Origin of the sequence: Streptomyces sp. NPDC090108, assembly GCF_044747185.1 — a bacterium.
GTDB lineage: Bacteria > Actinomycetota > Actinomycetes > Streptomycetales > Streptomycetaceae > Streptomyces.
Genome location: NZ_JBIVDQ010000003.1, coordinates 367,837 through 389,917, shown reverse-complemented (window position 1 = coordinate 389,917; position 22,081 = coordinate 367,837). Strand labels below are relative to the sequence as shown.

The 22,081-nt window shown below is 72.9% G+C and carries 23 protein-coding genes; 16 read left to right on the top strand and 7 right to left on the bottom strand.

Annotated features, from left to right (window positions below; translation table 11 throughout):
• Nucleotides 1–36: 36 nt before the first annotated feature.
• Both ACIPRD_RS11870 and ACIPRD_RS11865 read left to right on the top strand, forming a co-directional pair.
• Nucleotides 37–561, top strand: coding sequence for a GNAT family N-acetyltransferase (locus ACIPRD_RS11870; protein WP_401562381.1), 525 nt, complete (start codon nt 37–39; stop codon nt 559–561).
• A 55-nt stretch (nt 562–616) separates the two neighbouring features.
• Nucleotides 617–1,384 carry an ArsR/SmtB family transcription factor gene (locus ACIPRD_RS11865; RefSeq protein ID WP_401563169.1) on the top strand — a complete coding sequence of 256 codons (768 nt, stop codon included), beginning with the start codon at nt 617–619 and terminating at the stop codon, nt 1,382–1,384.
• Between the two features lie 198 nt (nt 1,385–1,582).
• Here ACIPRD_RS11865 and ACIPRD_RS11860 read toward each other — a convergent pair whose 3' ends face one another.
• Together ACIPRD_RS11860 and ACIPRD_RS11855 are read right to left on the bottom strand one after the other, a co-directional pair.
• On the bottom strand, nt 1,583–2,020 hold the full coding sequence (locus ACIPRD_RS11860; RefSeq protein ID WP_356407197.1) for an SPW repeat protein: 438 nt from the start codon (nt 2,018–2,020) through the stop codon (nt 1,583–1,585).
• Nucleotides 2,021–2,338: 318 nt separating this feature from the next.
• Nucleotides 2,339–3,028 carry a sigma-70 family RNA polymerase sigma factor gene (locus ACIPRD_RS11855; protein WP_356407194.1) on the bottom strand — a complete coding sequence of 230 codons (690 nt, stop codon included), beginning with the start codon at nt 3,026–3,028 and terminating at the stop codon, nt 2,339–2,341.
• Nucleotides 3,029–3,122: 94 nt separating this feature from the next.
• On the opposite strand from ACIPRD_RS11855, the gene ACIPRD_RS11850 reads away from it, so the two are divergent.
• Nucleotides 3,123–4,205: a MerR family transcriptional regulator gene (locus tag ACIPRD_RS11850; protein WP_356407191.1), complete on the top strand. Its 1,083-nt coding sequence runs from the start codon at nt 3,123–3,125 to the stop codon at nt 4,203–4,205.
• Between the two features lie 134 nt (nt 4,206–4,339).
• Here ACIPRD_RS11850 and ACIPRD_RS11845 read toward each other — a convergent pair whose 3' ends face one another.
• Together ACIPRD_RS11845 and ACIPRD_RS11840 are read right to left on the bottom strand one after the other, a co-directional pair.
• The gene (locus ACIPRD_RS11845; RefSeq protein WP_356407188.1) at nt 4,340–5,716 is read right to left on the bottom strand and encodes a deoxyribodipyrimidine photo-lyase; all 1,377 of its coding nucleotides are present in this window, start codon (nt 5,714–5,716) and stop codon (nt 4,340–4,342) included.
• Between the two features lie 71 nt (nt 5,717–5,787).
• Nucleotides 5,788–7,320 carry an SDR family oxidoreductase gene (locus ACIPRD_RS11840; RefSeq protein ID WP_356407185.1) on the bottom strand — a complete coding sequence of 511 codons (1,533 nt, stop codon included), beginning with the start codon at nt 7,318–7,320 and terminating at the stop codon, nt 5,788–5,790.
• A gap of 327 nt (nt 7,321–7,647) precedes the next feature.
• On the opposite strand from ACIPRD_RS11840, the gene ACIPRD_RS11835 reads away from it, so the two are divergent.
• The 9 genes from ACIPRD_RS11835 to ACIPRD_RS11795 all read left to right on the top strand — a co-directional run bounded on the left by ACIPRD_RS11835 (nt 7,648) and on the right by ACIPRD_RS11795 (nt 15,778).
• Nucleotides 7,648–7,731 (top strand): putative leader peptide, encoded by an 84-nt coding sequence (locus ACIPRD_RS11835; protein WP_356407491.1) that lies wholly within the window; start codon nt 7,648–7,650, stop codon nt 7,729–7,731.
• Nucleotides 7,732–8,098: 367 nt separating this feature from the next.
• Nucleotides 8,099–8,656 carry an NADPH-dependent FMN reductase gene (gene ssuE, locus ACIPRD_RS11830; protein WP_401562378.1) on the top strand — a complete coding sequence of 186 codons (558 nt, stop codon included), beginning with the start codon at nt 8,099–8,101 and terminating at the stop codon, nt 8,654–8,656.
• Between the two features lie 59 nt (nt 8,657–8,715).
• On the top strand, nt 8,716–9,858 hold the full coding sequence (locus ACIPRD_RS11825; RefSeq protein WP_401562376.1) for an LLM class flavin-dependent oxidoreductase: 1,143 nt from the start codon (nt 8,716–8,718) through the stop codon (nt 9,856–9,858).
• A gap of 279 nt (nt 9,859–10,137) precedes the next feature.
• On the top strand, nt 10,138–11,460 hold the full coding sequence (locus tag ACIPRD_RS11820; protein WP_356407176.1) for an aldehyde dehydrogenase family protein: 1,323 nt from the start codon (nt 10,138–10,140) through the stop codon (nt 11,458–11,460).
• 88 nt (nt 11,461–11,548) lie between these two features.
• On the top strand, nt 11,549–12,466 hold the full coding sequence (locus ACIPRD_RS11815; protein ID WP_401562374.1) for an aldo/keto reductase: 918 nt from the start codon (nt 11,549–11,551) through the stop codon (nt 12,464–12,466).
• Between the two features lie 218 nt (nt 12,467–12,684).
• On the top strand, nt 12,685–13,056 hold the full coding sequence (locus tag ACIPRD_RS11810) for a BlaI/MecI/CopY family transcriptional regulator (protein ID WP_356407170.1): 372 nt from the start codon (nt 12,685–12,687) through the stop codon (nt 13,054–13,056).
• Complete coding sequence (locus ACIPRD_RS11805) at nt 13,053–13,982, top strand: M48 family metalloprotease (RefSeq protein WP_356407167.1); 930 nt, start codon at nt 13,053–13,055, stop codon at nt 13,980–13,982. The genes ACIPRD_RS11810 and ACIPRD_RS11805 overlap by 4 nt, the downstream gene beginning before the upstream one ends.
• A 278-nt stretch (nt 13,983–14,260) precedes the next feature.
• Entirely contained in the window at nt 14,261–14,668 is a 408-nt protein-coding gene (locus ACIPRD_RS11800; protein ID WP_356407164.1) for a VOC family protein, read from the top strand.
• Nucleotides 14,669–14,707: 39 nt separating this feature from the next.
• Nucleotides 14,708–15,778 carry an adenosine deaminase gene (locus ACIPRD_RS11795; RefSeq protein ID WP_401562371.1) on the top strand — a complete coding sequence of 357 codons (1,071 nt, stop codon included), beginning with the start codon at nt 14,708–14,710 and terminating at the stop codon, nt 15,776–15,778.
• Between the two features lie 45 nt (nt 15,779–15,823).
• Here the strand turns inward: ACIPRD_RS11795 and ACIPRD_RS11790 are convergent, their stop codons facing one another.
• Both ACIPRD_RS11790 and ACIPRD_RS11785 read right to left on the bottom strand, forming a co-directional pair.
• Nucleotides 15,824–16,330: a DUF664 domain-containing protein gene (locus tag ACIPRD_RS11790; RefSeq protein ID WP_401562369.1), complete on the bottom strand. Its 507-nt coding sequence runs from the start codon at nt 16,328–16,330 to the stop codon at nt 15,824–15,826.
• 73 nt (nt 16,331–16,403) lie between these two features.
• Nucleotides 16,404–17,318 (bottom strand): LysR family transcriptional regulator, encoded by a 915-nt coding sequence (locus tag ACIPRD_RS11785; RefSeq protein WP_356407155.1) that lies wholly within the window; start codon nt 17,316–17,318, stop codon nt 16,404–16,406.
• 140 nt (nt 17,319–17,458) lie between these two features.
• Here ACIPRD_RS11785 and mgrA point away from each other — a divergent pair, with 140 nt between their 5' ends.
• From mgrA to ACIPRD_RS11770, 3 genes are all read left to right on the top strand, one after another.
• Nucleotides 17,459–18,451 carry an L-glyceraldehyde 3-phosphate reductase gene (mgrA, locus tag ACIPRD_RS11780; protein ID WP_401562368.1) on the top strand — a complete coding sequence of 331 codons (993 nt, stop codon included), beginning with the start codon at nt 17,459–17,461 and terminating at the stop codon, nt 18,449–18,451.
• 643 nt (nt 18,452–19,094) lie between these two features.
• Nucleotides 19,095–19,505: a hypothetical protein gene (locus ACIPRD_RS11775; RefSeq protein ID WP_356407149.1), complete on the top strand. Its 411-nt coding sequence runs from the start codon at nt 19,095–19,097 to the stop codon at nt 19,503–19,505.
• Between the two features lie 264 nt (nt 19,506–19,769).
• A complete protein-coding gene (locus ACIPRD_RS11770) occupies nt 19,770–20,234 on the top strand; it encodes an ATP-binding protein (RefSeq protein ID WP_356407146.1) in 465 nt (154 codons plus the stop codon).
• 266 nt (nt 20,235–20,500) lie between these two features.
• On the opposite strand, the gene ACIPRD_RS11765 is transcribed toward ACIPRD_RS11770, so the two are convergent.
• Nucleotides 20,501–21,391 carry an RNA polymerase sigma factor SigF gene (locus ACIPRD_RS11765; protein WP_356407144.1) on the bottom strand — a complete coding sequence of 297 codons (891 nt, stop codon included), beginning with the start codon at nt 21,389–21,391 and terminating at the stop codon, nt 20,501–20,503.
• A gap of 191 nt (nt 21,392–21,582) precedes the next feature.
• On the opposite strand from ACIPRD_RS11765, the gene ACIPRD_RS11760 reads away from it, so the two are divergent.
• Nucleotides 21,583–22,005, top strand: a complete 423-nt coding sequence (locus ACIPRD_RS11760; protein ID WP_356407142.1) for a helix-turn-helix transcriptional regulator — start codon at nt 21,583–21,585, stop codon at nt 22,003–22,005.
• Nucleotides 22,006–22,081: the final 76 nt, after the last annotated feature.

The window sequence follows — 22,081 nt, the reverse complement described above, 5'->3', positions numbered from 1 at the left end:
CGGCGGGCCCGCAAGCCCGCCGGGAAGGCTTTTTTCATGTCTGAAACCCTGCTCTCCGATCTCACCGTCCGTCCCGCGGCCGTCGAGGACCGCCCCGCCGTCGAGCGGCTGTGGCTGATGTTCCGTCACGACCTGTCCGGACTGAGGGGCGTCCTGCCGGGCCCCGGTGCCGAGTTCCGCCGGGAGTGGCTCGACTCGGCCTTCACGGACACCGGATGGGCGCCCTACGTCATGAACTGCGGCGAACACCTTGTCGGCTTCGCGTTCGTCCGGGGGCTCACCGGCCCCACGCGTGTGCTCAACAGCTTCTTCGTGGTGCGCGGCGCCCGGCGTGCCGGCGTGGGGCTGCGCGCCGTGCGGCAGGTCCTGGCCCGGCACCCGGGACGGTGGGAGGTCGCGTTCCAGCCCGACAACGCGGCCGCGGTGAGCTTCTGGCACCGCGTGGCCCAGGAGGTCTCCGGCGACGCCTGGGAGCGGGAGGCCCGGCCGGTCCCGGGGCGGCCGGACCTGCCGCCGGACGTGTGGATCTCCTTCGCGGTGGCGGACGGCTGCGCCGATTGACATGCAGGCGATTGCCTGCATAACGTGAAGCGTGCGATCGGAGGACGGCATCAGGATGGACAAGGTCTTCAAGGCGCTGGCGGACGACACGCGCAGACGGCTTCTCGACCGGCTGCGCGAACAGAACGGCCAGACGCTCGGCGAACTGTGCGAGCGGATCGACATGGCACGCCAGTCGGTCACCCAGCATCTGGGCGTCCTGGAGGCCGCCGGCCTGGTCACCACCGTGCGGCGGGGGCGGGAGAAGCTGCACTACCTCAATCCCGTACCGCTCCACGAGATCCAGGAGCGGTGGATCGACAGGTTCGAGCGCCCGCGTCTCAGCGCGCTCGCCGCCGTCAAACGACAAGCTGAGGAAGCCATGAACGACAAGCCGGATTTCGTCTACGTCACCTACATCGCCGGCACGGCCGAGAAGGTCTGGGACGCGCTCACCGACGCCGAGCTGACCGCCGCCTACTGGGGGCACCACAACGTCTCCGACTGGAAGGAGGGCTCCCGCTGGGAGCACGTGCGCACCGACGGCTCCGGCGTCGCCGACGTGGTCGGCCGGGTGGTCGAGAGCGACCGGCCGAACCGCCTGGTCGTCACGTGGGCCGCGCCGGACGAGGAGGGGCGTGCGGACCGGCACTCCCGGGTCACCTTCGACGTCCGGCCGTACGAGGACATCGTCCGGCTCACCGTCACCCACGAGGACCTGAACGACGAGGTCGAGCGGTCCGGGATCGCGTCCGGCTGGCCGGCGGTGCTGTCCAACCTGAAGTCGCTCCTGGAGACCGGCGGCACGTTGCCTCAGGCGCCCTGGGAGATGCCCGCGCGCTGAGGGCCCGCGTGCTGGGCGCCCGCGTGAGGACGCGTCCCGGTGGGGGCGCGTCGGTGCGCCGCCCGGCGGCAGGTCGGAGGCCGGTCCGCCCGGGCGGACCGGCCTCGTGTTCTCTTCGTGGTCTGCGCTGTCCTCAGTCGGTCCTCCTTCCCTCGTGTCCGGTCTTCGTGGTCCTGGGGTCTATCGGCCCGTGGGTGCCTACGGCCTGCGGACGCTCTTCATCGACGTCCAGGCGCACAACATCCCGAGGAGGATGGCCAGTCCACCGATGACGGCGTTGCTGGCGATCACGCCCGCGTCGGGGTTGCTGCCCACGATCCACGGCGCGATGATCATCCAGACGCCCATGGCGCACATGGCCCAGCTGAGGCCGTACATCCGCTCGGGGGCCCTGGTGAATCCCAGTGCCAGCAGGCCGATCGCGATGCCCACGATCAGGTTGTGGACGGTGAGGGCCGGCTGGGTCGCCGTGTAGTGCAGGATCCACGGTGATGCCGCACAGTACAGGCCCAGCAGGAACACCGGCCCGTCGACGAGTGCCACATCATGACCGCCGAGCATGCGGGAGTAGCGGTCCCGCATTTCGGAGATGTCGGGGTGAGTCGCCATGTCACCTCTGTGCGAGACATTGGCCATGTCCGTCTCCTTCGTGACTCGCAGGCCTGACCGCGTTCGGCGCGGTGCGCGGCGAGACACCGCGCACTCCTCATTTTGCGCTTATTAATTCTTTATAGGTAGCGATAGCCCGAATTGTCACCATGTGGTGACAGTGCCGAGCCGGGTGACCGGGATCGTGGAGCCCGAGGGTGACTCCGTCGGTCCTGGCGGTCGACCCTGTCGGAAATACGCATCGTTTGTGCATTGACCGTTCAACATCGTTCAGAATCCGTCGTGGACGTTCATGAACGGTCGTGCTCGGCCCGTCCCGGTCGGGTGTGGGAGCGGTGGGCCGTCTCAGGCGTGCGCGCCGACCGGCGCCCCGTCCTCGAGGCTGCGCCGGAGCTGGTGCAGCCCCCGCCGCGCATGGCTCTTGACCGTGCCGAGCGGCCACCCCGTGCGGTCGGCGATCTGCGTCTGGGTGAGGTCCTCGTAGAAGGCCAGGTAGAGCACCCGCCGCTGGGTGTCGGGCAGACGCTCCAGCTCGCGCTGGACCAGCACACGGTCGAGCACCGCCTCGGAACCCGTGTCCAGCGAGGCGTCCGCCGCCGCGTGCGCGAGCGCCGAACCGGCCGCCGCCACCAGCTCGCTGCGCCGCGTCCGCGCGGAGAGCGCGTCGAAGATCTTGCGGCGCGCGATGCCGACGATCCAGCCGCCCAGCGGACCGCGCTCCGGCCGGTAGCCCCGCCGTCCCCGCCAGACGCCGAGGAACACCTGCTGAGTGACGTCCTCCGCCTCCACGGCGTCGCCCAGCGAACGCCTGGCGAGCGCGTACACCAGTGCGGACCAGCGGCGATATGCGGCGGCCAGGCACGCCTCGTCGCCGGCCACCAGGCCCTCGGCGAGTTCCTCGTCGCCCGGAACCGCCCCCGCGCCGGCCCGCGGCGCGACGCGGTCCGCCGTACCCGCGACGGCGGTGCGGGCCGGCGCGGGACAGGCGGCCACCGTGGTGAAGGTGACTGCTGTGGTGGTTCGAATCGGGGCCATGACCTCGGCTCCTCGCATGTGACGGTGCAGTCATCCTGCGAATTCGCGCCCCTCGGCCACAACTCGCATCGATTCTGCGTCGTATGCTGGATCCATGGACGAAGAACCGGCCCGTACCCGGACGGAACCGGAGACCGCGGAGCGTCCGGGGCCGCCCGCCCCGCCCGCGGACACCGGGCTGACCACCGGCGCCCTCGCCCGCAGACTCGGCGTCTCGCCCACCACGCTCCGCTCCTGGGACCGGCGCTACGGCATCGGCCCGGCCGAACGCACCGACGGGCGGCACCGGCGCTGGACGCCCGGGGACGTGGCGATGCTGGAGACGATGTGCCGGCTCACCTCCTCCGGGGTGCCGCCCGCCGAGGCGGCCCGTGCCGCGAAGGGCGGCGCGCACCCCGCAACCCCGGACACCGCCGCGAGGGCCACGCCGCCCGCGCCCGTCACCGCGCCGCCGCTCCCGGCACAGGGACCCGCCGGCCGCTCGCGGGCCGCCGGAGGGCTTCCCCTGGGCGACGTCCGCCAGGAGTGCCGCGGCCTTGCCCGCGCGGCCGTTCGCCTGGACGCCGCCGCCCTGGAGGAGCAACTGGACGCCGCCGTCAGGGACTACGGCGTCCAGGTCGCCTGGCAGGACGTCATGGTCCCGACCCTGCACGCCGTCGGCCGCAAGTGGGCCTCGTCGGGGGACCGTTACGTCGAGGTCGAGCACCTGCTCTCCTGGCACGTCTCCACGACGCTGCGCCGGCACACCCGGCGGCCCGCCCGGCACGCCACTCCGGCCGTCACGGCTCCCGTCATCCTCGCCTGCGTCCCCGGTGAGCAGCACACCCTGCCGCTGGAGGCGTTGAACGCGGCGCTGAGCGAACACGGCATCCCGACGCGGATGTTCGGGGCCGCCGTGCCCGCCGAGGCCCTCGTCGCGGTGGTACGGCGGCTGGGCCCCGCCGCCGTCGTGCTCTGGGCGCAGGCGCGCTCCACCGCGAGCCCTCCGCTGGCCCAGTACGTCGCGGCCACCGAATGGGGGGTGCGGGGAGCCCGCGCACAGCCCCTCGTCGTGCTCGGCGGCCCCGGCTGGGCCGGCCGGCCCTCGCACGGCATGGTGCGCCCGACCGGCCTGGCCGACGCGCTCGACGTACTCGTCACGGTGTACGCGACGGCCTCCGGGCCCGCGGCGAACTGACCGCCTCCGCTCCGGAGCCGTAGCCGGCGTGGCCACGGAACGCGCGCCCGCCGGGCGTCACCGCCACGGGCCGAGGGCGCGCGTCCGCCGGGCTTCAGCCGCGAACCACGGGCGTTGGTCCGCCGGAGTGTGCCTCAGTCGCGTCCCCGCGCCTGCTTGAACCGGGCCAGACCGTCGGAGAGTTCGACGATCGGATCCGGGTAGTCGCCGATCGCCACCCGGTCGAATCCCTGCAGCTTCCACGGCTCGTGCACCGCGTTGGCCGGGGCGCCCGCCAACTCCGGTACCCAGCGCCGGACATAGGCGCCGTCGGGGTCGTACCGCTTGGCCTGGGTGACCGGGTTGAGGACCCGGTTGGGGCGGCTGTCCGTACCGGTTCCGGCCATCCACTGCCAGTTCAGCTGGTTGTTGGCGACATCCCCGTCCACCAGCAGATCCAGGAAGTGGCGGGCGCCGACCCGCCAGTCGACGTACAGCGTCTTGGTGAGGAAGCTCGCCGCCAGCAGCCGGCCCCGGTTGTGCATCCAGCCCTCGTGCAGCAACTGCCGCATCGCCGCGTCGACCACCGGATAGCCCGTACGGCCCTCCCGCCAGGCCTCGATGTCCTCCTTCGCCGCACGCTCGGACCGCCAGCGGTCGTGCTTGGTGCGGTAGTCGTCGCTCGCCGCCGCCGGGCGCGCCGCGAGCACCTGGCGGTGGAACTCGCGCCAGGCGACCTGCCGTACGAAGGCCTCCGCGCCCGGACCGCCCGCCCGGCGGGCCCGGTGGACGAGCTCCACCGGGGACAGCGTGCCGAAGTGCAGGTGCGGCGAGAGGCGCGAGGTCGCGTCGCCCGCCATGTCGTCGTGCCGCTCCTCGTACGAGGCGATCCCGGACCGCAGCCAGGCGGTGAGCAGCCGGCGGGCCTCCGTCTCACCGCCCGTCGCCAGCCCCGGCGAGAGGCCGGTCAGCGCGGACCGGGACGGCAGCTCCTGCGATCCGATGCCCTCGGGCACCCGGATCGAGCGCGGCGCGCCCAGCGGGTCCCGCGGCCGCTGGTCCGACCACTGCCGGAAGTACGGCGTGAACACGGCGAAGTGGTCCGAGGAGGCCGGGGTCACCGTACCGGGCGGGATCACCCCGGTCACCGTCTCGTGCACGTGCAGCCGCCGCCCGTCCGCCTCCAGGGCACGGCGCAGCCGCCGCTCCCGCAGATGGGCGAACGCGCTGACGTCGGCGGCCATGTGCACCTCGTCGGCGTCGGCCTCCGTGACCACCTTGCACACCTCGTCCACCACGTCGCCGGAGCGCAGCACCAGCCGCCCGCCGCGCTCGCGCAGTCCCGTGTCCAGGTCGCGCAGGCAGTCGGCGAGGAATCCCAGCCGGTTGGGCGCGGCGAACCCGGCGTCCGTCACCCCCTGGTCGCGCACGAAGAGCGGGACGACCTCACGTGACCCGTCCAGCGCCGCCCGCAGCGGTGGATGATCATGCAGGCGCAGATCGGCGGTGAACAGGACGACCGAGGTGTTCATCGTGCGGCTCCAGGCGAGACGGTGGGGTACGCCAAGCGGTTCCGTCCCGGCACACCGGACGGATGCGCCTGTCAGCAGGCCGGTGCGCCGGAGGTCCGCCCGTCCTCCTCCTCGGCCAGCCGGTCCGCCGCGAGGGCGATGTTGCGGGCCATCCCGCCGAACACGACGGCGTGGAAGGGGGAGACGGCCCACCAGTAGATCTGCCCGAGCAGCCCGTGCGGATGGAACAGGGCGCGCTGGCGGTACCGGCTGCGGCCGTCCCCGTCCGGCTCCGCGTACATCTCCAGCCAGGCGAGGCCCGGCAGCCGCATCTCGGCCCGCAGCCGCAGCAGATGCCCCGGCTCGATCTCCTCCACCCGCCAGAAGTCCAGGGAGTCGCCCACCCGCAGCCGCTGCGCGTCGCGCCGCCCGCGGCGCAGGCCCACGCCGCCGACCAGCCGGTCCAGCCAGCCCCGGACACTCCAGGCCAGCGGGAAGGAGTACCAGCCGTTGTCGCCGCCCACCCCCTCGATCACCCGCCACAGCGTGCTCACCGGTGACGCCACCACCGACTGCCGGCTGTCCGTGTACAGACTGCCGCCCGCCCAGTCGGGGTCGGTCGGCAGCGGATCGCTGGGCGCGCCCGGCATCGCCGCGGACGTCCAGCGGGTGATCACCTTCGCCTCCCGGATCCGGCGCAGGGCCAGCTTCAGCGCCTGGTCGAAGGAGAGCGGATAGCCCGGAGGCTCGGGCACGTACTGCCGGATGTCGTGCTCGCCGCACACGACCTCGTAGCGCAGCGACTCGGTGAGCGGCCGGGCGATGGAGGCGGGGACCGGGGTCACGAGCCCCACCCAGTGGCTGGAGAGCCACGGCGTGAGGACCGGCACGGGGAGGATGACGCGCGGCGGCAGATGGGCCACCCGCGCGTACCGGATCATCATCTCGCGGTACGTCAGGATGTCCGGGCCGCCGATGTCGAAGGTGCGGTTCACGCCCTCGGGCAGCCGCGCGCAGCCGACCAGGATCCGCAGCACGTCCCGGACGGCGATGGGCTGGATACGGGTGCGCACCCAGGTCGGGGTCAGCATCACCGGCAGCCGCTCGGTGAGGTACCGGAGCATCTCGAAGGAGGCCGAGCCCGAGCCGATGATCACCGCGGCCCGCAGCGCGGCGGTCGGCACACCGCTCTCCAGCAGGATGCGGCCGACCTCGGCCCTTGAGCGCAGATGCGGGGAGAGGTCCTCCTCGGGCACGTCCTCCGGGGCCAGGCCGCCGAGGTACACCACGCGGCGCACACCGGCCGCCTTCGCCTGCTCGCCGAAGACACGGGCCGCGTTCCGGTCGGTCTGCTCGAAGTCGTTGCCGGTGCCGAGCGCGTGCACCAGGTAGTACGCCACGTCGATGTCCCGCAGGGCCTCGGCGAGCGAGCCGGCGTCGGTGACATCGCCCTGCACCACCTCCGCCTCACCGGCCCAGGGGTGGTCGCGCAGCTTGTCGGGCGTGCGGGCCAGACAGCGCACCCGGTGTCCGGCGGCCAGCAGCTCGGGCACGAGCCGCCCGCCGATGTAGCCCGTGGCGCCTGTCACCAGACAGTTCAGCGGTGTCGAGTCCTGGTGGTCCATCGCTCCCGGTTCCTCCGCTTCGGTGATCCCCCTGTGATCACTTCCCGCGTGGCGCGGCTTGCGGATGCGTGTCCTTCCACTGGCGGAACGCGAACGCCGCGCCGGGCCGCCGCCGGGCCGCGACCGAGCTCCGCCGCCGGGCCGGCCGCCGAGCGGACCGGCGGCGGCCCGGCGCGCGGCTACGGGGCATCGGGCTTACCGCCCGAGCGGCGGGTGGGTCCGGGGCCGGGGGAGACCGCCGCGCGGCGTGAAACGTCCTGGTCCGCGATGCGAGACCGTGCGGGATTTCCTTGACGGTGCTCGCCGGGGGCTGCCACGATCCCTGGCATGACCATGCGACTGGATCTCACGCGGCGACGCCATGTCGACCTCGCGCGTGTCTCCAGCGCCTGTTGTCGCGCCGCTCTCTGACCGGCCGGTTCTGCTCCCGGTGAGCGCCGGTCCGCCCGGGCCCTTCCCGTCCTCTCCCGGGTTCTCCTGATTCCTTCCGCGCGTCCGCCGCGGCGGTCACGTCCGGATCTCCATCCACGCCCCGGCCGCACCTCGTCCGCCGCGGTCCGTCCGTCGCACCCGCTCGCCCCGTACTCCGACGGCTCCGGTCCGTGCGCCGTGGGACGCGGGCGGGTTCCGGTGCGGCGTGCGCCCGGAACACGTTCGCGTGTCCGCCGCCACGGGTCACGCCACGCCCGCCACCGTCCCCGCCTCCGCGGGCGCGGGGTGACGAGGTGGCCCCGGCCCGGACGGCGCGCGCACGCCGCTCTTCAGAGAAGAGGCACGCATGACCACCGTCCTGTCCGTCTCCGGCAGTCCCTCCGCCACCTCCCGCACCGCACGTCTGCTGCGTCACCTGGACCAGCGGCTGACCGCCCAGGGGCACGAGGTGATCCCGCTCGACGTCCGTACGGTCCCCGCCGAGGCCCTTCTCGGCGCCGACCCGCGGCATCCGGCCGTCGTGGCCGCCGCCGGGCTGTTCGCCCGGGCCGACGGGATCGTGATCGCCACCCCCGTCTACAAGGCGTCGTACTCCGGGGTCCTCAAAGCGCTCCTCGATCTGCTGCCCCAGTACGCGCTCACCGGGAAGACGGTGCTGCCGCTCGCCACCGGTGGCTCCACCGCACATGTCCTCGCTCTCGACTACGCGCTGCGCCCGGTACTGAACTCCATGGGGGCCGACCACATAGTCCAGGGCTGGTTCACCCTCGACTCGGACATAGCGGTCCGGGAGGACGGCTCCGTCACCGTGGCCCCGTCCGCCGCGGAGGCGCTGGGGCAGGTCGTGGACCGGTTCTCGGCAGCCCTGGGGCGCACGGCCCCCTTCCTCGCCGCGGCGAGCTGAGCGCCGAGCCGCCCCGCCGCAGAGCACTTCCTTCCGCACGTACAGATCGGAGACCTCCCGTGACGCTCGTCTTCCACTGGTTCCTGCCCACCAACGGCGACAGCCGCCATGTCGTCGGCGGCGGCCACGGCAGCCCGGCCACGTCCTCCGGCCGGGACCGGCCGCCGACGGTCGCCTACCTGAGCCAGATCGCCCGCGCCGCCGAGGACCTCGGGTTCGCCGGTGCGCTCACCCCGACCGGCGCCTGGTGCGAGGACGCGTGGCTGACCACCGCGATGGTCAGCCAGCACACCGAACGGCTGAAGTTCCTGGTCGCCTTCCGGCCCGGCTTCGTCTCCCCGACGCTCGCCGCGCAGATGGCGTCCACGTTCCAGCGGCAGAGCGGCGGACGGCTCCTGCTGAACGTGGTCACCGGCGGCGAGAGCCATGAGCAGCGGGCGTACGGGGACTTCCTCGACAAGGACGACCGCTACCGCCGTACCGGCGAATTCCTGCGGATCGTCCGGGAGTTGTGGGAGGGCAAGACCGTCGACCTGGACGGGGAACACCTCCGGGTCGAGGACGCGCGCCTCAGCCGGCTGCCCGACCCGGTGCCCGAGGTCTACTTCGGGGGTTCGTCGCCCGCGGCCGGCGAGGTCGCCGCCCAGTACGCCGACGTCTATCTGACCTGGGGCGAGCCGCCCGCCCAGGTCGCGGAGAAGATCGCCTGGATCCGGGAACTGGCCGCACGGCACGGCCGGACCCTGCGCTTCGGCATCCGGCTGCACGTCATCACCCGGGACACCTCGGCGCAGGCCTGGGACGAGGCCGGCCGGCTGCTCGACGGCTTCGACGCGGAGACCGTACGGGCCGTCCAGGAGGGTCTGGCGCGCAGCGAGTCGGAGGGGCAGCGGCGCATGCTGGCCCTGCACGGCGGCGGCAGGGACGGCCTAGAGATCCACCCCAACCTGTGGGCCGGGATCGGCCTGGTGCGCGGCGGCGCGGGTACGGCACTGGTCGGCAGCCACGACGAGGTCGCCGAGCGGATCGAGGAGTACCACGCCCTGGGCATCGACGAGTTCGTGCTCTCCGGCTACCCGCACCTGGAGGAGGCGTACTGGTTCGGCGAGGGCGTGCTGCCGCGCCTCGCGGCGCGGGGGCTGTGGACCCGTCCCGGGGAGAAGCGTGCCGAGCCGGCGGCCGGGGTCCCGTTCGCGAGCTGAGCGCGGGAGCGGCCCGGCGTGCCCCTGACACGCCGGGCCCCCGGCACCCTCAGCTGCCCCGCGCGGCGGGTCACCGCCGTCCACCCCCTCTCCGCCCACGGCCCTGCCCGCGCCCCGGCAGGAGTGGTCGTCCGCCGACCACGTCGACGTGACCCGTGTCACCGGAAGCCGCGCGCCGTCACCGGAATTACTTGCTTACCTGAAAGGTTGGCGTTTACATCTGATTCCGAGACCGGATGTCCGGGCCCGCGCGGCCCGGGCGCCATCAGCGAGGCACCCGTGAAGCAGTCCACCCCCGAGCGGCCCGGCGACGTCGTCGCCCGTCTGCGCTCCACCTTCCGTACCGGCCGCACCAAGCCCGTCGCATGGCGCACCGACCAGCTCCGGCGCCTGCGCGCGATGCTCACCGAGAACGGCGACGAACTCGCCGCGGCCCTGCGCGCGGACCTGGGCAAGAGCGCCACCGAGGCCTACCGCACCGAGATCGACTTCACGGTTCGCGAGATCGACCACACCCTCGAACACCTCGAGGAATGGCTGCGCCCCGAATCCGCGCCCGTCCCCGCGCACCTCGGCGCCGACGCGACGGCCTGGACGCAGTACGACCCGCTCGGCGTCGTCCTCGTGATCGCACCCTGGAACTACCCGGCGCAGCTCCTGCTCGCCCCGCTGGTCGGCGCCCTCGCCGCAGGCAACGCGGTGGTGGCCAAGCCCAGCGAACTCGCCCCGGCCACCTCGGCCGCACTGGCCCGGCTGATCCCCGCCCACCTCGACACCGACGCGGTCGCCGTCGTCGAGGGCGGGATCCCGGAGACCACGGCCCTGCTGGCCGAGCGCTTCGACCACATCTTCTACACCGGCAACGGCACCGTCGGCCGCGTCGTCATGCGTGCCGCCGCCGAGCACCTCACCCCGGTCACCCTCGAACTCGGCGGCAAGTCACCCGTGTTCGTCGACCGCGGCACCGACCTCGACGTGGTCGCCGACCGGCTGGCGCGCGGCAAGTTCCTCAACGCGGGCCAGACCTGCGTCGCCCCCGACTACGTCCTCACCGACCCGGAGACCGCCGTGGCCCTGGAGGCCGCCCTCGTCCGTGTCGTCGAAGGACTCTACGGCGACGACCCCGCCGCCTCGCCCGAGTACGGCCGGATCGTCAACGAGCGCCACTTCGACCGCCTTTCCGGCCTGCTCGGCTCCGGCCGGGTGGCCGTCGGCGGCGGCAGCGACCGCGCGGACAAGTACATCGCGCCGACCGTGCTCGCCGACGTCGACCCCGACGCGCCGGTGATGCGGGAGGAGATCTTCGGCCCGATCCTGCCGATCGTCACCGTGCCGGACCTCGACGCCGCGATCGGCTTCATCAACGACCGCGACAAGCCCCTCGCGCTCTACGTCTTCAGCGAATCCGACGACACGCGTGACCGGATCGCCGCCGAGACCTCCTCCGGCGGGCTCGGCCACGGCCTCCCGCTCGCCCATCTCACCGTCTCCGACCTGCCGTTCGGCGGAGTGGGGGAGAGCGGCATGGGCAGCTACCACGGCCGCTACTCGATGGACACGTTCAGCCACCGCAAGGCCGTCCTGGCCAAGCCGCTGAGCTGAACTCCCCGTCCACCGCTGCCTGTTGCCCGCCCCGCCCGGCCAACGGGGCGGGACGGGACCGGAGGTCCGGATGTGCGATGCTCCGTCGATGACCGTTGAAACGATCACCGCTGACGCGTCCGGCACCCTCGAACTCGGCGATCTGCCCGTCCACCGCATCGGCTTCGGCGCGATGCGGCTGACGGGCAGCGCCGCCTTCCACCTCGGCACCCCCAGCGACCGCGCGCGCTCGATCGCCGTCCTGCGCAGGGCGGTGGAGCTGGGCGTGAACCACATCGACACGGCCGCCTTCTACTTCTCCTCCCTGCGCTCCGCCAACGAACTGATCAACACCGCCCTGGCCCCGTACAAGGACGGCCTGGTCATCGCCACCAAGGTCGGCCCCCACCGCGACCAGTGCGGAGAGTGGGCCACTTCCGCGCGCCCCGACCAACTGCGCGGCCACGTCGAGGAGAACCTGCGCCAGCTCGGCCGCGACCACCTCGACCTCGTGTACCTGCGGCGGATGCGGCAGGACTCCATCGCGGAGCACTTCGGCGCCCTCGCCGAACTGCGCGAGGCCGGCCTGGTGAGGCACCTCGGCATCTCCGCCGTCGAGCCGCGGCATCTGACCGAAGCGCTGGAGATCGCCCCCGTGGTGTCCGTGCAGAACCGGTTCGGCTTCGACGTGTCCCGCGAGCGGTCCCATGAGGTTCTGCGGATGTGCGGCGAGCGGGGCATCGCCTTCGTGCCGTTCTACTCGGTCGCGGGCGAGGGCGGCGAGCGCGGTGCGGCCGAGGCGCGCAACGACGCCGAGGTGCTCGCCGTCGCCCGCGCGCACGGGGTGAGCCCCGCGCAGGTCCGCATCGCTTGGACCCTCCATCAGGGCCCGCACGTCCTCGCCATCCCCGGCACCGGTGATCCCGCGCACCTGGAGGACAACATCGCGGCCGGCGCTCTGCGGCTCTCCGAGGACGAGGTCGGCCGCCTGGACGCGACGCACGCCCGGACCGCCGCCACCGTCTGACGGCACGGGCAACCGCGAGTCCGAGGGGGCGCCCGGCCCGAGGCGACGAGGCTTCCGGAGGTGCGGCGGAGCCGGGTTCCCCCCTCCGGCTCCGCCGCCGTCCCGGGCGCCCCCCACGGGTGCGCGACCGCGCGCGACGGCGGACGGCACGATGCGGACTACTATCCTGTAGACGGTCTTCTCGGACACTGCACGAAGACGGGGTGAGGGTCGTTCCCATGACCGACGACAAGGACGAACGCCGGCCGGCCGGAGAGCTGGAGGCGAGCGTCATGGCCGCCCTGTGGGCCGCCGGAGTCCCGCAGACCCCCGGCCAGGTCCAGCTGAGCCTGCACGCCGGCCTCGCGCGCACCACGGTGACGACCATCCTGTCCCGGCTCCACGACAAGGGAGTCGTCACACGGCAGCGGCAGGGCCGCGGCTACGCCTACGTCCCCGTGCAGGACGCCCACGGGCTCACCGCGCGCCGGATGCACACCGAACTCGACCGCGACAGCGACCGCGAGACCGTGCTCGCCCGCTTCGTCGCCCAGCTCAGCCCCGGGGACGAACGCATCCTGCGGGACCTGCTCGAACCCGACGAACGATGATCGCGCTCCTGCTGCTGCCGCTCCTGCTGCCCTTCGCCCTCCCCGGGCTCGCCCGCCGGGCGCTGGACCGGCTCGCGCCCGCCGCCGCGCTGTGGGCGGTCACCGGCTGCGCGGTCGTCCTCGCCGGCTGCTCGCTCGCGGCCCTCGGCGCCTTCGTCCTCATCGGCCTGCTCAAGCTGCCGTTCTTCGCCGCCGCCGGTGAACTGGTGCGCCCCCTGCACACCGCCTCCGACCTCGTCGTGCTGCCCGCCGCCGCGACCTCCGTCGGCGCCCTCGCCGTGTGCGCCTGGACCCTCGTGCGGTCGGTCCTCCACCAAGGGCGCGCGTTCCGCGCCGCGCGTACGGAGGCCGGGAGCCGGCCCGCCGTCGGGGACCTGTGCGTGGTGGACTCGCCCCGCCCCGACGCCTACGCCCTGCCCGGGCGCCCGCACCGCATCGTCGTCACCACCGCCATGCTGCGCAGCCTGGACGGCGCGGAGCGCGAGGCGCTCTTCGCGCACGAGCGGGCGCACAACGCGAGCGGTCACCACTACTTCCTGGCCGCCGCCGAGCTCGCGGCGCACTGCCACCCCGCCCTGCGCCCGGTCCGCGAGAGCGTCCGGCTCGCCGCCGAACGCGCCGCGGACGAGGCGGCCGCCGCCTCCGTCGGCGACCGGCGGCTGACCGCCAGGGCCATCGCCCGCGCGGCCCTCGCCGGACAGGCCGCCCACGACGCACGTCCCGGCTTCGCCGCCGGCGCGACGACCGGCCCCGTGCCCCGTCGGGTCCAGGCCCTCCTCGGCGCCTCCCGGGCCTCCCGCCGGGCCGGCCGCGGCGTCGCGGCCCTGCTGCTGGCCTGCACCGCCGTGTCGTGCGTGGCCTCGGTGGCCGGCATGGCCGACTTCCACCACCGCGTGGAAGTAGCCCAGGGCGAAGAACGCCCCTGACACTCCCGCCGCACCCCGCGGCACACGCCCCGTCCCGCACCGGGCACTGTCCTGCGGCACACGCCCCGTCCCGCACCGGGCACTGTCCTGCGGCACGCGCCCCGTCCCGCACCAGCCCCGTCCCGCACCGGGCCCCGTCCTGCGACGCGCGCACCGCCCCGCACCGGACCCCGTCCCGCGGCACACGCACCGCCTCCCACCCCCGCCAGGGGGTGACTGGCGTGCGTCTAGTTTTACGTATAACCTCTCCCGCTAACCACCCCCACCGGAAGGCCCCGATGCGACGCGTTGCCCTGGTCACCCTTGTCGTGGACGACTACGACGAGGCCATCCGCTTCTACACCGACGCCCTCGGGTTCCACCTCGCCGAGGACGAGTCGCGCCCGGACGGCTCCCGCTGGGTCGTCGTCGAGCCGAGCGCTCCGGCCGGGGACGGCGCCGCCTCCGGCACCGGCCTGCTGCTCGCCCGCGCCAAGGACGACGCCCAGCGCGCCAGGACCGGCGACCAGACCGGCGGGCGCGTGGGGTTCTTCCTGCACACCGACGACTTCGCCCGTGACCACGCGCGCATGACCGCCGCGGGCGTCACCTTCCTGGAGGAGCCGCGCCACGAGGCGTACGGCACGGTAGCCGTCTTCCAGGACCTGTACGGCAACCGCTGGGACCTGCTCCAGCCCGCCGCCTGACCTCTCCCCACCCGCTCCAGCCGCCGAGGAAGCACGCCCATGACCGCGCCCCGCATCGACACCGAGACCCTCCGCCGGCTGCCCAAGGCCGTGCTGCACGACCACCTCGACGGCGGTCTGCGCCCCGCCACGGTGATCGAGCTCGCGGCGGAGGTCGGCCACACCCTGCCCACGACCGACCCCGACGAGCTGGCCGCCTGGTACGTCGAGGCCGCGAACTCCGGCGACCTGGTGCGCTACATAGCCACCTTCGAGCACACCCTCGCCGTCATGCAGCACCGCGAGGGCCTGCTGCGGGTCGCCGAGGAGTACGTCCTCGACCTCGCCGCCGACGGCGTCGTCTACGCCGAGGTGCGCTACGCCCCCGAGCTGAACACCCAGGGCGGGCTCACGCTGCACGAGGTCGTGGAGACGGTCCAGGAGGGCCTGGCCGCCGGCATGGCCAAGGCGGCCGCCGCCGGCACGCCCGTCCGCGTCGGAACCCTGCTGTGCGGCATGCGCATGTTCGACCGGGTGGCCGAGGCCGCCGACGCGGCCGTCGCCTACCGGGACGCCGGTGTCGTCGGCTTCGACATCGCCGGCGCCGAGGACGGCTTCCCGCCCGCCGACCACCTGGCCGCCTTCGAGCACCTGCGCCGCGAGAGCGTGCCGTTCACCATCCACGCCGGCGAGGCGCACGGCCTGCCCAGCATCCACCAGGCCCTCCAGGTGTGCGGCGCGCAGCGCATCGGCCACGGCGTACGCCTGACCGAGGACATCGTCGACGGCAAGCTCGGCCGCCTCGCCGCCTGGGTGCGCGACCGCCGCATCGCCCTGGAGATGTGCCCGACCTCCAACCTCCAGACCGGCTGCGCCGACTCGATCGCCGAGCACCCGATCACCGCGCTGAAGGACCTGGGCTTCCGCGTCACCCTCAACACCGACAACCGGCTGGTGTCCGGCACCACGATGACCCGTGAGATGGCCCTGCTGGTCGAGGCGGCGGGCTGGACGCTCGACGACCTGCGCACGGTCACGGTGAACGCGGTCAAGAGCGCCTTCATCCCGTTCGACGAGCGCAAGGCCCTCATCGACGACGTGATCCTGCCGGGCTACGCCGCCGCGCTCTGAACAGGCGCCCCCGCGCCGGAGACACCCCCTAGGGGGGCAGTCCCCTCAGGACTGGAGCAGTCCTCGCAGGTAGGCGGCCTGTCCGACGTGCTGAAGATCGTCGGACAGGACGCTCACCAGGCGCACGCCCAGGGTGACCGGCGGGTCCCAGCGCCGGTCCACGACCCGTTCCAGGTCCTTCGCGGCGATTCCCCGCAGGGCGCCCAGGGTCTGCTCGTGCACGGCGTCGTAGTACCCGGTGAGCAGGTCCGCCGAGTCCACCTTCACCTTGGCGACCTGCGCCGGGCTGTGCCCGTAGCCGATGTCGTGGCTCGCCAGGCCCAGGCCGAAGCGCTTCTCCCAGCCCTGCGCCGTCCACACCTGGTCGAGACCGAAGGCGCCGGCGACGTGGTCGTCCTGCACCCGGGTCAGATGCCAGACGAGCCAGGCGACGGAGTTGGCGCCGGGAGCGGGACGGTGGCTCAGTTCCTCCGGCCCGAGGCCGTCGACGGCCACATGGACCTCTTCCCGGATACGGCCGTAGCCGTCGATGAGGATGTCCTTGGCATGCATGACTCCACCATGGCGCACGCCCGCCGCCGGTGCGCCGGGAAATCCCGGACCCGCGCGCGGCAGCGGCCCACGGTCAGGCGGTCTCGGCCCACTCCGCGGGCGCCGCCAGGCCCTTCGTCCCGAGCAGGCCGACCAGCGCGCGTGCCGCCGGACTGGTGGCCCGTTCCGGTGGCAGCAGGGCGACCGTCTCGTACGCCGCCTCGCCCGTGCCCCGTAGCGGGAGCGCGGTGAGGGAGGGCCGCTTGTGCCGGAAGTGCCGCGGTACGACGGCGATCCCGAGGTTCTCGTCCACCAGGTCCAGCAGGGTGTGCACGTCGTTGACCTCCAGCGCGACCGTGCGCCGTACCCCCGCCGCGGTGAGGGCGGCGTCGGTGGTGCGGCGCGGCCCCCAGTCGGGATGGAAGTCCACGAAGACCTCCCCCGCGAGGTCCTCCGGTGTGAGCGCCGCGCCGGACGCCGCGAGCCGGTGACTGGGATGGCACAGCACCGTCATGGGCTCGCTGGTCAGCGGCAGCGAGCGCCACTGCTCGTCGTCCACGGGGGTGCGGTAGGCGAAGGCCAGGTCGACGCGCCCGGCCGCGACGTCCTCGGCCAGCGCGCCCGAACCGGCCTGCCGCAGCCGGATCTCCACGTCCGGGTGGCGCCCCCGGAACGCCGCCAGCAGCCGGGCCACGTGCACGCCGGCGATGCACTGTTCGGTGCCGAGCGCGAGCGTGCCGCGCAGCACGCCCTGCACCGCCGCCACCGCCTCGTGCGCCGAGCGCACCTGCGCCAGGATCCGCTCGGCCTCCACCAGCAGCGCGCGTCCGGCCTCGGTGAGCGTGACCCGGCGGGTGGTCCGCACGAACAGCGGTGCCCGCAGCTCCCGTTCCAGCGTCCGGATCGACGCCGACAGGCCCGACTGGGACACCATCAGGCGCTCGGCGGCCCGGGTGAAGTGCTGGTCCTCGGCGACGGCGACGAAGTGCTGGAGATGGCGCAGTTCCATGATTGAGAAGCTTATCCGCTGAATTCCATCGGATTCTTCTGTTGGACCGCTGACGGTGCGCGGGGGAAGAGTGGACGAAGCTGCCCGGAAGCCTGCCGTCCGGGCCTCTTCCCGTCGTGCGCCAACCTCCTGGAGTCGCGTTGTACACCGCACACCCCGACCGTTACGCGGACATGCCCTACCGGCGCACCGGACGCAGCGGCCTGATGCTTCCGGCGCTGTCCCTCGGCCTGTGGCACAACTTCGGGCCCGGCCGCTCCGCCGAGACCCAGCGCGCGATCCTGCGCCGTGCCTTCGACCTCGGTGTGACGCACTTCGACCTGGCCAACAACTACGGCCCGCCGCCCGGCTCCGCCGAGTCCGCGCTCGGCGACGCCCTGCGCGCCGACTTCGCGCCGTACCGCGACGAACTCGTCGTCTCCACCAAGGCCGGCTATCTGATGTGGCCCGGCCCGTACGGCGAGTGGGGCTCGCGCAAGTACCTGCTGTCCTCGCTCGACCAGAGCCTGAAGCGGACGGGCCTGGAGTACGTCGACATCTTCTACTCGCACCGCTTCGACCCGGAGACTCCGCTGGAGGAGACGATGGGCGCGCTGCACTCGGCGGTGCGGCAGGGCAAGGCGCTCTACGTCGGCGTCTCCAACTACTCGGCGGAGCAGACCCGCGAGGCCGCCCGCATCCTCGGGGAACTCGGCACCCCCCTGCTCATCCACCAGCCCCGCTACTCGATGCTCGACCGGCGCCCCGAGGACGAGGGCCTGCTGGACACCCTGGACGACCTGCGGATCGGCTCGATCGCCTACTCCCCGCTGGAGCAGGGCCTGCTCACCGGCCGCTACCTCGACGGCATCCCCGAGGACTCACGCGCCGCGAGCGACAGCCCCTTCCTGAAGTCGGACGCGCTCACCGAGGATCTGGTCGGCCGCCTGCGCGCCCTGAACGAGATCGCCGCGGCCCGTGGCCAGAGCCTGGCCCAGATGGCGCTGGCCTGGGTGCTCCGGGGCGGCCGGGTGACCTCCGCCCTGGTCGGGGCGAGCAGCCCCGGGCAGCTGGAGGACAGCGTCGGCGCGCTCGGCGGCCCGGAGTTCGACGCGGACGAGCTGAAGCGCATCGACGCCCTCGTCAGGGGCTGAGCGGGCGGGCGTGGACCGCACGGTGTGCGGGGGCCTTGTGGAGCGGTGCCGCTCCGGGGGCCTCCGGCGGCCGCGCGGTCCGCGCCCTTTTCCGCCCTCGCGCCCCCGTGTCCCGGTGCCTGCCCCTGTGCTGTCCTCGCGGTGCCCGCTGCCGCCCTCGTGCCGGGCTTTCGCGCGGGGCGCGCGTGAATTCCCCCGTCTCCATTTCGTGCGCCCCCCCGCTTTCGCACGCTTCGGCGCTTTCCATTTCCCGCGGCTATCTCCTGGCGTGACATCAGACGTGTTCACGTACGTGTACACCAAAGCCGTGGCCAAGATTGTCTCTCTCCGTGATCTCCGGGACCCGCTCCCGGAGATCTTTTCGTGCCCCCGCCTTCCCCTTTTCCGTGAGGGGGTCAAGGTGAGCGACCGGTTCCGGAACCCCGTGATCACCGCTGTCCCGCCGGGAAATGGCTCGCGCGTGCGCGAGCGCGCGTTTTCGGTCACGTCGTGCCACGAATATGCCAAGAGACTGGCCGGAAAGTAATGGTGACAGTGTTTCGGGAGTGGCGATACTCGAATGTAGGGGCCACTTCACCGCACAGGAGCCGTACCGAAAGAAAGGGCCGGGCCGGCACACCAGCGAGGCGACGGGGGAGTGATTGTGCACGACGAATTCCTGTGCCATGTCACGGCGTACGGGACATGCGCGGGGCAGCGTATCGGCGTACCGCTCGGCACCTACCGCGCGCCCACTCTGGCGCTCGCCCTGTGGTGGCTGCGCGACCGTGCGTCGTGGATCGCCGAGCGGCTCGATCCGACACCGGAGCACGCGGCGTTCCCCGCGGGTGCGCTGGTACCGGTCCCGGACACGGTGGCCGACGTCCCGGCCCTGCTCCGCGCGTGGTGTGCCGACGACGCCCGGCAGGAACTGGTCGCCGAGGAACTGGCCGGCGGACGACTGGTGCGGATCGCCGCCATGGACGACACCACCGAGTACGAACTGCTGGCCGAGTCCATCGACGCCCTGCGCATGCAGCGCACGCTGCCGGCGCTCGTCGTGCCCGTCGCCTGACACGTGCCACGCCAGGCCGCGCACCATGGCGGGCCGCACGCCACGGCAGGCCGCTCGCCACGGCGGGCCACATGTCACGGCGGCCCGTACGCCGCGACAGGGGCCCACCGCCCCTTCGCGCCGACCGGATCGACAGCCGTCCGGAGTGACAAACGCCACCTTGCGCAACAGGCACATGTCCGGGGGGAGTGCTCCGCCCGGCTCGGGGTACGAGGATGGGTGCAGGAGAGAACCGGACGGGCCGAGGTGCCGAGAGAGATACGCATGACCGAAATTCTGGACGGGGCAGTGATGCCGATTGGTTTCGACGTACCCTTCGACGTCCCCGTGGAGCCGCTGCGACGCGCGGCCCACTACTCCGGGGAACCTGGGTGCATAGCGGAGGCGAGGGCCTTCGCGGCGCGGTTCCTGGAGCAGTTGCGGACCGAATGGTGCGCCGTGATCGACGGCAGGGCGGACGGCGAGCTCCTTCTCGTCGTCAGCGAGCTGGTCACCAACGCCGACCGGCACAGCAACGGCCCGTACATCCTGGAGCTGGAAGGCACGGACAACGCGGTCAGTGTCGCCGTCTACGACAGCAGCGCCGCACTGCCCCGTCGCTTCCCCCGGGATCCCGCACGGATCGGGCGGCACGGTCTGGAGATCGTGAACGCGCTCGTCTCGGAGATCACCGTGGAGCGCGTGCCCGTGGGCAAGCGGGTCTGCGCGCATGTCGTCCTGACGCCCTGAGCGCCGGTGCCGGGCGCTGGGCGCGCCGCGCGGGGCGGATACGGGGCACCTGCGGGTAGGCGTTGCGAGAGCCGCCGCATCCGCGGCCGAGTCCTGCCCGAGTCGGCGCACCTGTCGGTGAACCCTGCGCCAGCCGCCGCACCTGTGGGCGAGCCCTGCGAGATGTGACAGCCGGGTGTCCCGGGCCATGAGCCGGCATGCCGTTCGGGGCGGCCCGGCGTTGCCGGTCCGCCCCGAACGGGTCCCGTCCCACCGGGGTCCAGGGGTCAGGCGATGCCGAGTTCGCCCAGCATGCCCTTGCGCAGCCGCGTGATGATCCGCTTGATCAGCCGGGAGACGTGCATCTGGGAGCAGCCGAGCTGTTCACCGATCTCCGCCTGGGTGGCCTCCTCGACGAACCGCAGATGGATGATCTGCCGGTCCCGGGGGCTGAGTTCGGCCATCAGCGGGGCGAGCGCGTGGATGTCCTCCACCAGCCGCAGCCCCTCCTCCTCGACGCCGATGAAGTCCGCGAGGACCGCCTCGCCGTCCTCGGCGCCGTCGCCGGTGAGCGCGGCGTCCAGGGAGGCCGAGGTGTAGCCGTTGGAGGCGAGCTGCGCCTCGACGACCTGGTCCTCGGAGATGTCCATGAGCGTGGCGAGTTCGGCGACCGTGGGGTTGCGGTCCAGCCTGCTGGACAGTTCCTCGCGGGCCTTGGCCAGTTCCACACGCAGTTCCTGGAGCCGGCGCGGAACGTGCACCGCCCAGGTGGTGTCGCGGAAGAACCGCTTGATCTCGCCCATGATGTACGGCAGCGCGAAGGAGGTGAACTCGACCTCGCGCGACAGCTCGAACCGGTCGATGGCCTTGATCAGGCCGATCATGCCGGTCTGGACGATGTCCTCCATGTCGTCGCCGCGGCCCCGGAAACGTCCGGCCGCGAACCGTACGAGCGACATGTTCATTTCGATGAGGGTGTTGCGCGCGTACTGGTACTCGGGCGTGCCCTCCTCCACCTCGTTCAGCCGGCGGAAGAACTGGCGGGACAGGGCCCGCGCGTCGCGCGGGGCGACGGATGCCGGATCCACGATGCCCGGCAGTTCCCCTGCGCTTCCGGTGTCCTGTGCGGTGCTGTCGGCGGTCTTTGCTTCCAGCCGGATCCCGGCGGCGGTAGCCATTCCCTCTCCCCTGTGTGTCACGGCTCGACGTCGGCCCCTGCGGCCTCCGTGCGATACCCGGTCCCTGCCGGGCCGGGTGCTCCCCGGCTACCCGGAAGTCCCCACCCCATGCCTGCCTTGGCCGCACCGATTTCCCTCAGGGCGCAATCCGGCTGTCCGCAAAGGGAGTTCACGGACCCTAGGCTGGAAAAATGAGGGACAGCGAAAGCGATGAGCCGACTGACGGCACGTCAGGGTCGACGGACGGGCACCGGACGCGCCGGTCCCCGTCCGGTGAGCCGCTGTGGCGCGACCTCGTCGGAGAGGTGCTGCGGCGCGAGCGGCGGGAGCAGGACCGCACCCTCAAGGAGGTGGCCGACGCCGCCGGGATCTCGCTGCCCTACCTGTCCGAGGTGGAGCGCGGCCGCAAGGAGGCCTCCTCGGAGGTCCTCGCGGCCGCCGCCCGCGCCCTCGGACTGGGCCTCGGGGACCTGCTCACCCTGACCGGGACCGAGCTGGCCCGGCGGACGGCCCCGGCCCGCCGTGCCGTACCGGGCGCCACCGGCATGCCGTACCGCACCGGCGCCCCGTACCGCTCCGGCGGTTCCCTCCAGGGGATGTGCCTGGCCGCCTGACGGCCGGCACCGGGTGTCACGGGTCCACCGATGAGTTCCGCGGCGCGGACCGGTCTTCACTGACGACCGTGTCCAC

Bases quoted from the DNA above. Each gene is read 5' to 3' on its own strand.
- ACIPRD_RS11860 (WP_356407197.1), bottom strand. From the start codon at position 2,020: ATGGCCAATGTCTCGCACAGAGGTGACATGGCGACTCACCCCGACATC.
- ACIPRD_RS11800 (WP_356407164.1), top strand. From the start codon at position 14,261: ATGCGACGCGTTGCCCTGGTCACCCTTGTCGTGGACGACTACGACGAG.
- ACIPRD_RS11760 (WP_356407142.1), top strand. From the start codon at position 21,583: ATGAGGGACAGCGAAAGCGATGAGCCGACTGACGGCACGTCAGGGTCG.
- ACIPRD_RS11815 (WP_401562374.1), top strand. From the start codon at position 11,549: ATGACCGTTGAAACGATCACCGCTGACGCGTCCGGCACCCTCGAACTC.
- ACIPRD_RS11795 (WP_401562371.1), top strand. From the start codon at position 14,708: ATGACCGCGCCCCGCATCGACACCGAGACCCTCCGCCGGCTGCCCAAG.
- ACIPRD_RS11770 (WP_356407146.1), top strand. From the start codon at position 19,770: ATGACCGAAATTCTGGACGGGGCAGTGATGCCGATTGGTTTCGACGTA.
- ssuE (WP_401562378.1), top strand. From the start codon at position 8,099: ATGACCACCGTCCTGTCCGTCTCCGGCAGTCCCTCCGCCACCTCCCGC.
- ACIPRD_RS11845 (WP_356407188.1), bottom strand. From the start codon at position 5,716: ATGAACACCTCGGTCGTCCTGTTCACCGCCGATCTGCGCCTGCATGAT.
- ACIPRD_RS11805 (WP_356407167.1), top strand. From the start codon at position 13,053: ATGATCGCGCTCCTGCTGCTGCCGCTCCTGCTGCCCTTCGCCCTCCCC.
- ACIPRD_RS11835 (WP_356407491.1), top strand. From the start codon at position 7,648: ATGACCATGCGACTGGATCTCACGCGGCGACGCCATGTCGACCTCGCG.
- ACIPRD_RS11855 (WP_356407194.1), bottom strand. From the start codon at position 3,028: ATGGCCCCGATTCGAACCACCACAGCAGTCACCTTCACCACGGTGGCC.
- ACIPRD_RS11850 (WP_356407191.1), top strand. From the start codon at position 3,123: ATGGACGAAGAACCGGCCCGTACCCGGACGGAACCGGAGACCGCGGAG.
- ACIPRD_RS11865 (WP_401563169.1), top strand. From the start codon at position 617: ATGGACAAGGTCTTCAAGGCGCTGGCGGACGACACGCGCAGACGGCTT.
- ACIPRD_RS11870 (WP_401562381.1), top strand. From the start codon at position 37: ATGTCTGAAACCCTGCTCTCCGATCTCACCGTCCGTCCCGCGGCCGTC.
- ACIPRD_RS11765 (WP_356407144.1), bottom strand. From the start codon at position 21,391: ATGGCTACCGCCGCCGGGATCCGGCTGGAAGCAAAGACCGCCGACAGC.
- ACIPRD_RS11810 (WP_356407170.1), top strand. From the start codon at position 12,685: ATGACCGACGACAAGGACGAACGCCGGCCGGCCGGAGAGCTGGAGGCG.
- ACIPRD_RS11840 (WP_356407185.1), bottom strand. From the start codon at position 7,320: ATGGACCACCAGGACTCGACACCGCTGAACTGTCTGGTGACAGGCGCC.
- ACIPRD_RS11785 (WP_356407155.1), bottom strand. From the start codon at position 17,318: ATGGAACTGCGCCATCTCCAGCACTTCGTCGCCGTCGCCGAGGACCAG.
- ACIPRD_RS11790 (WP_401562369.1), bottom strand. From the start codon at position 16,330: ATGCATGCCAAGGACATCCTCATCGACGGCTACGGCCGTATCCGGGAA.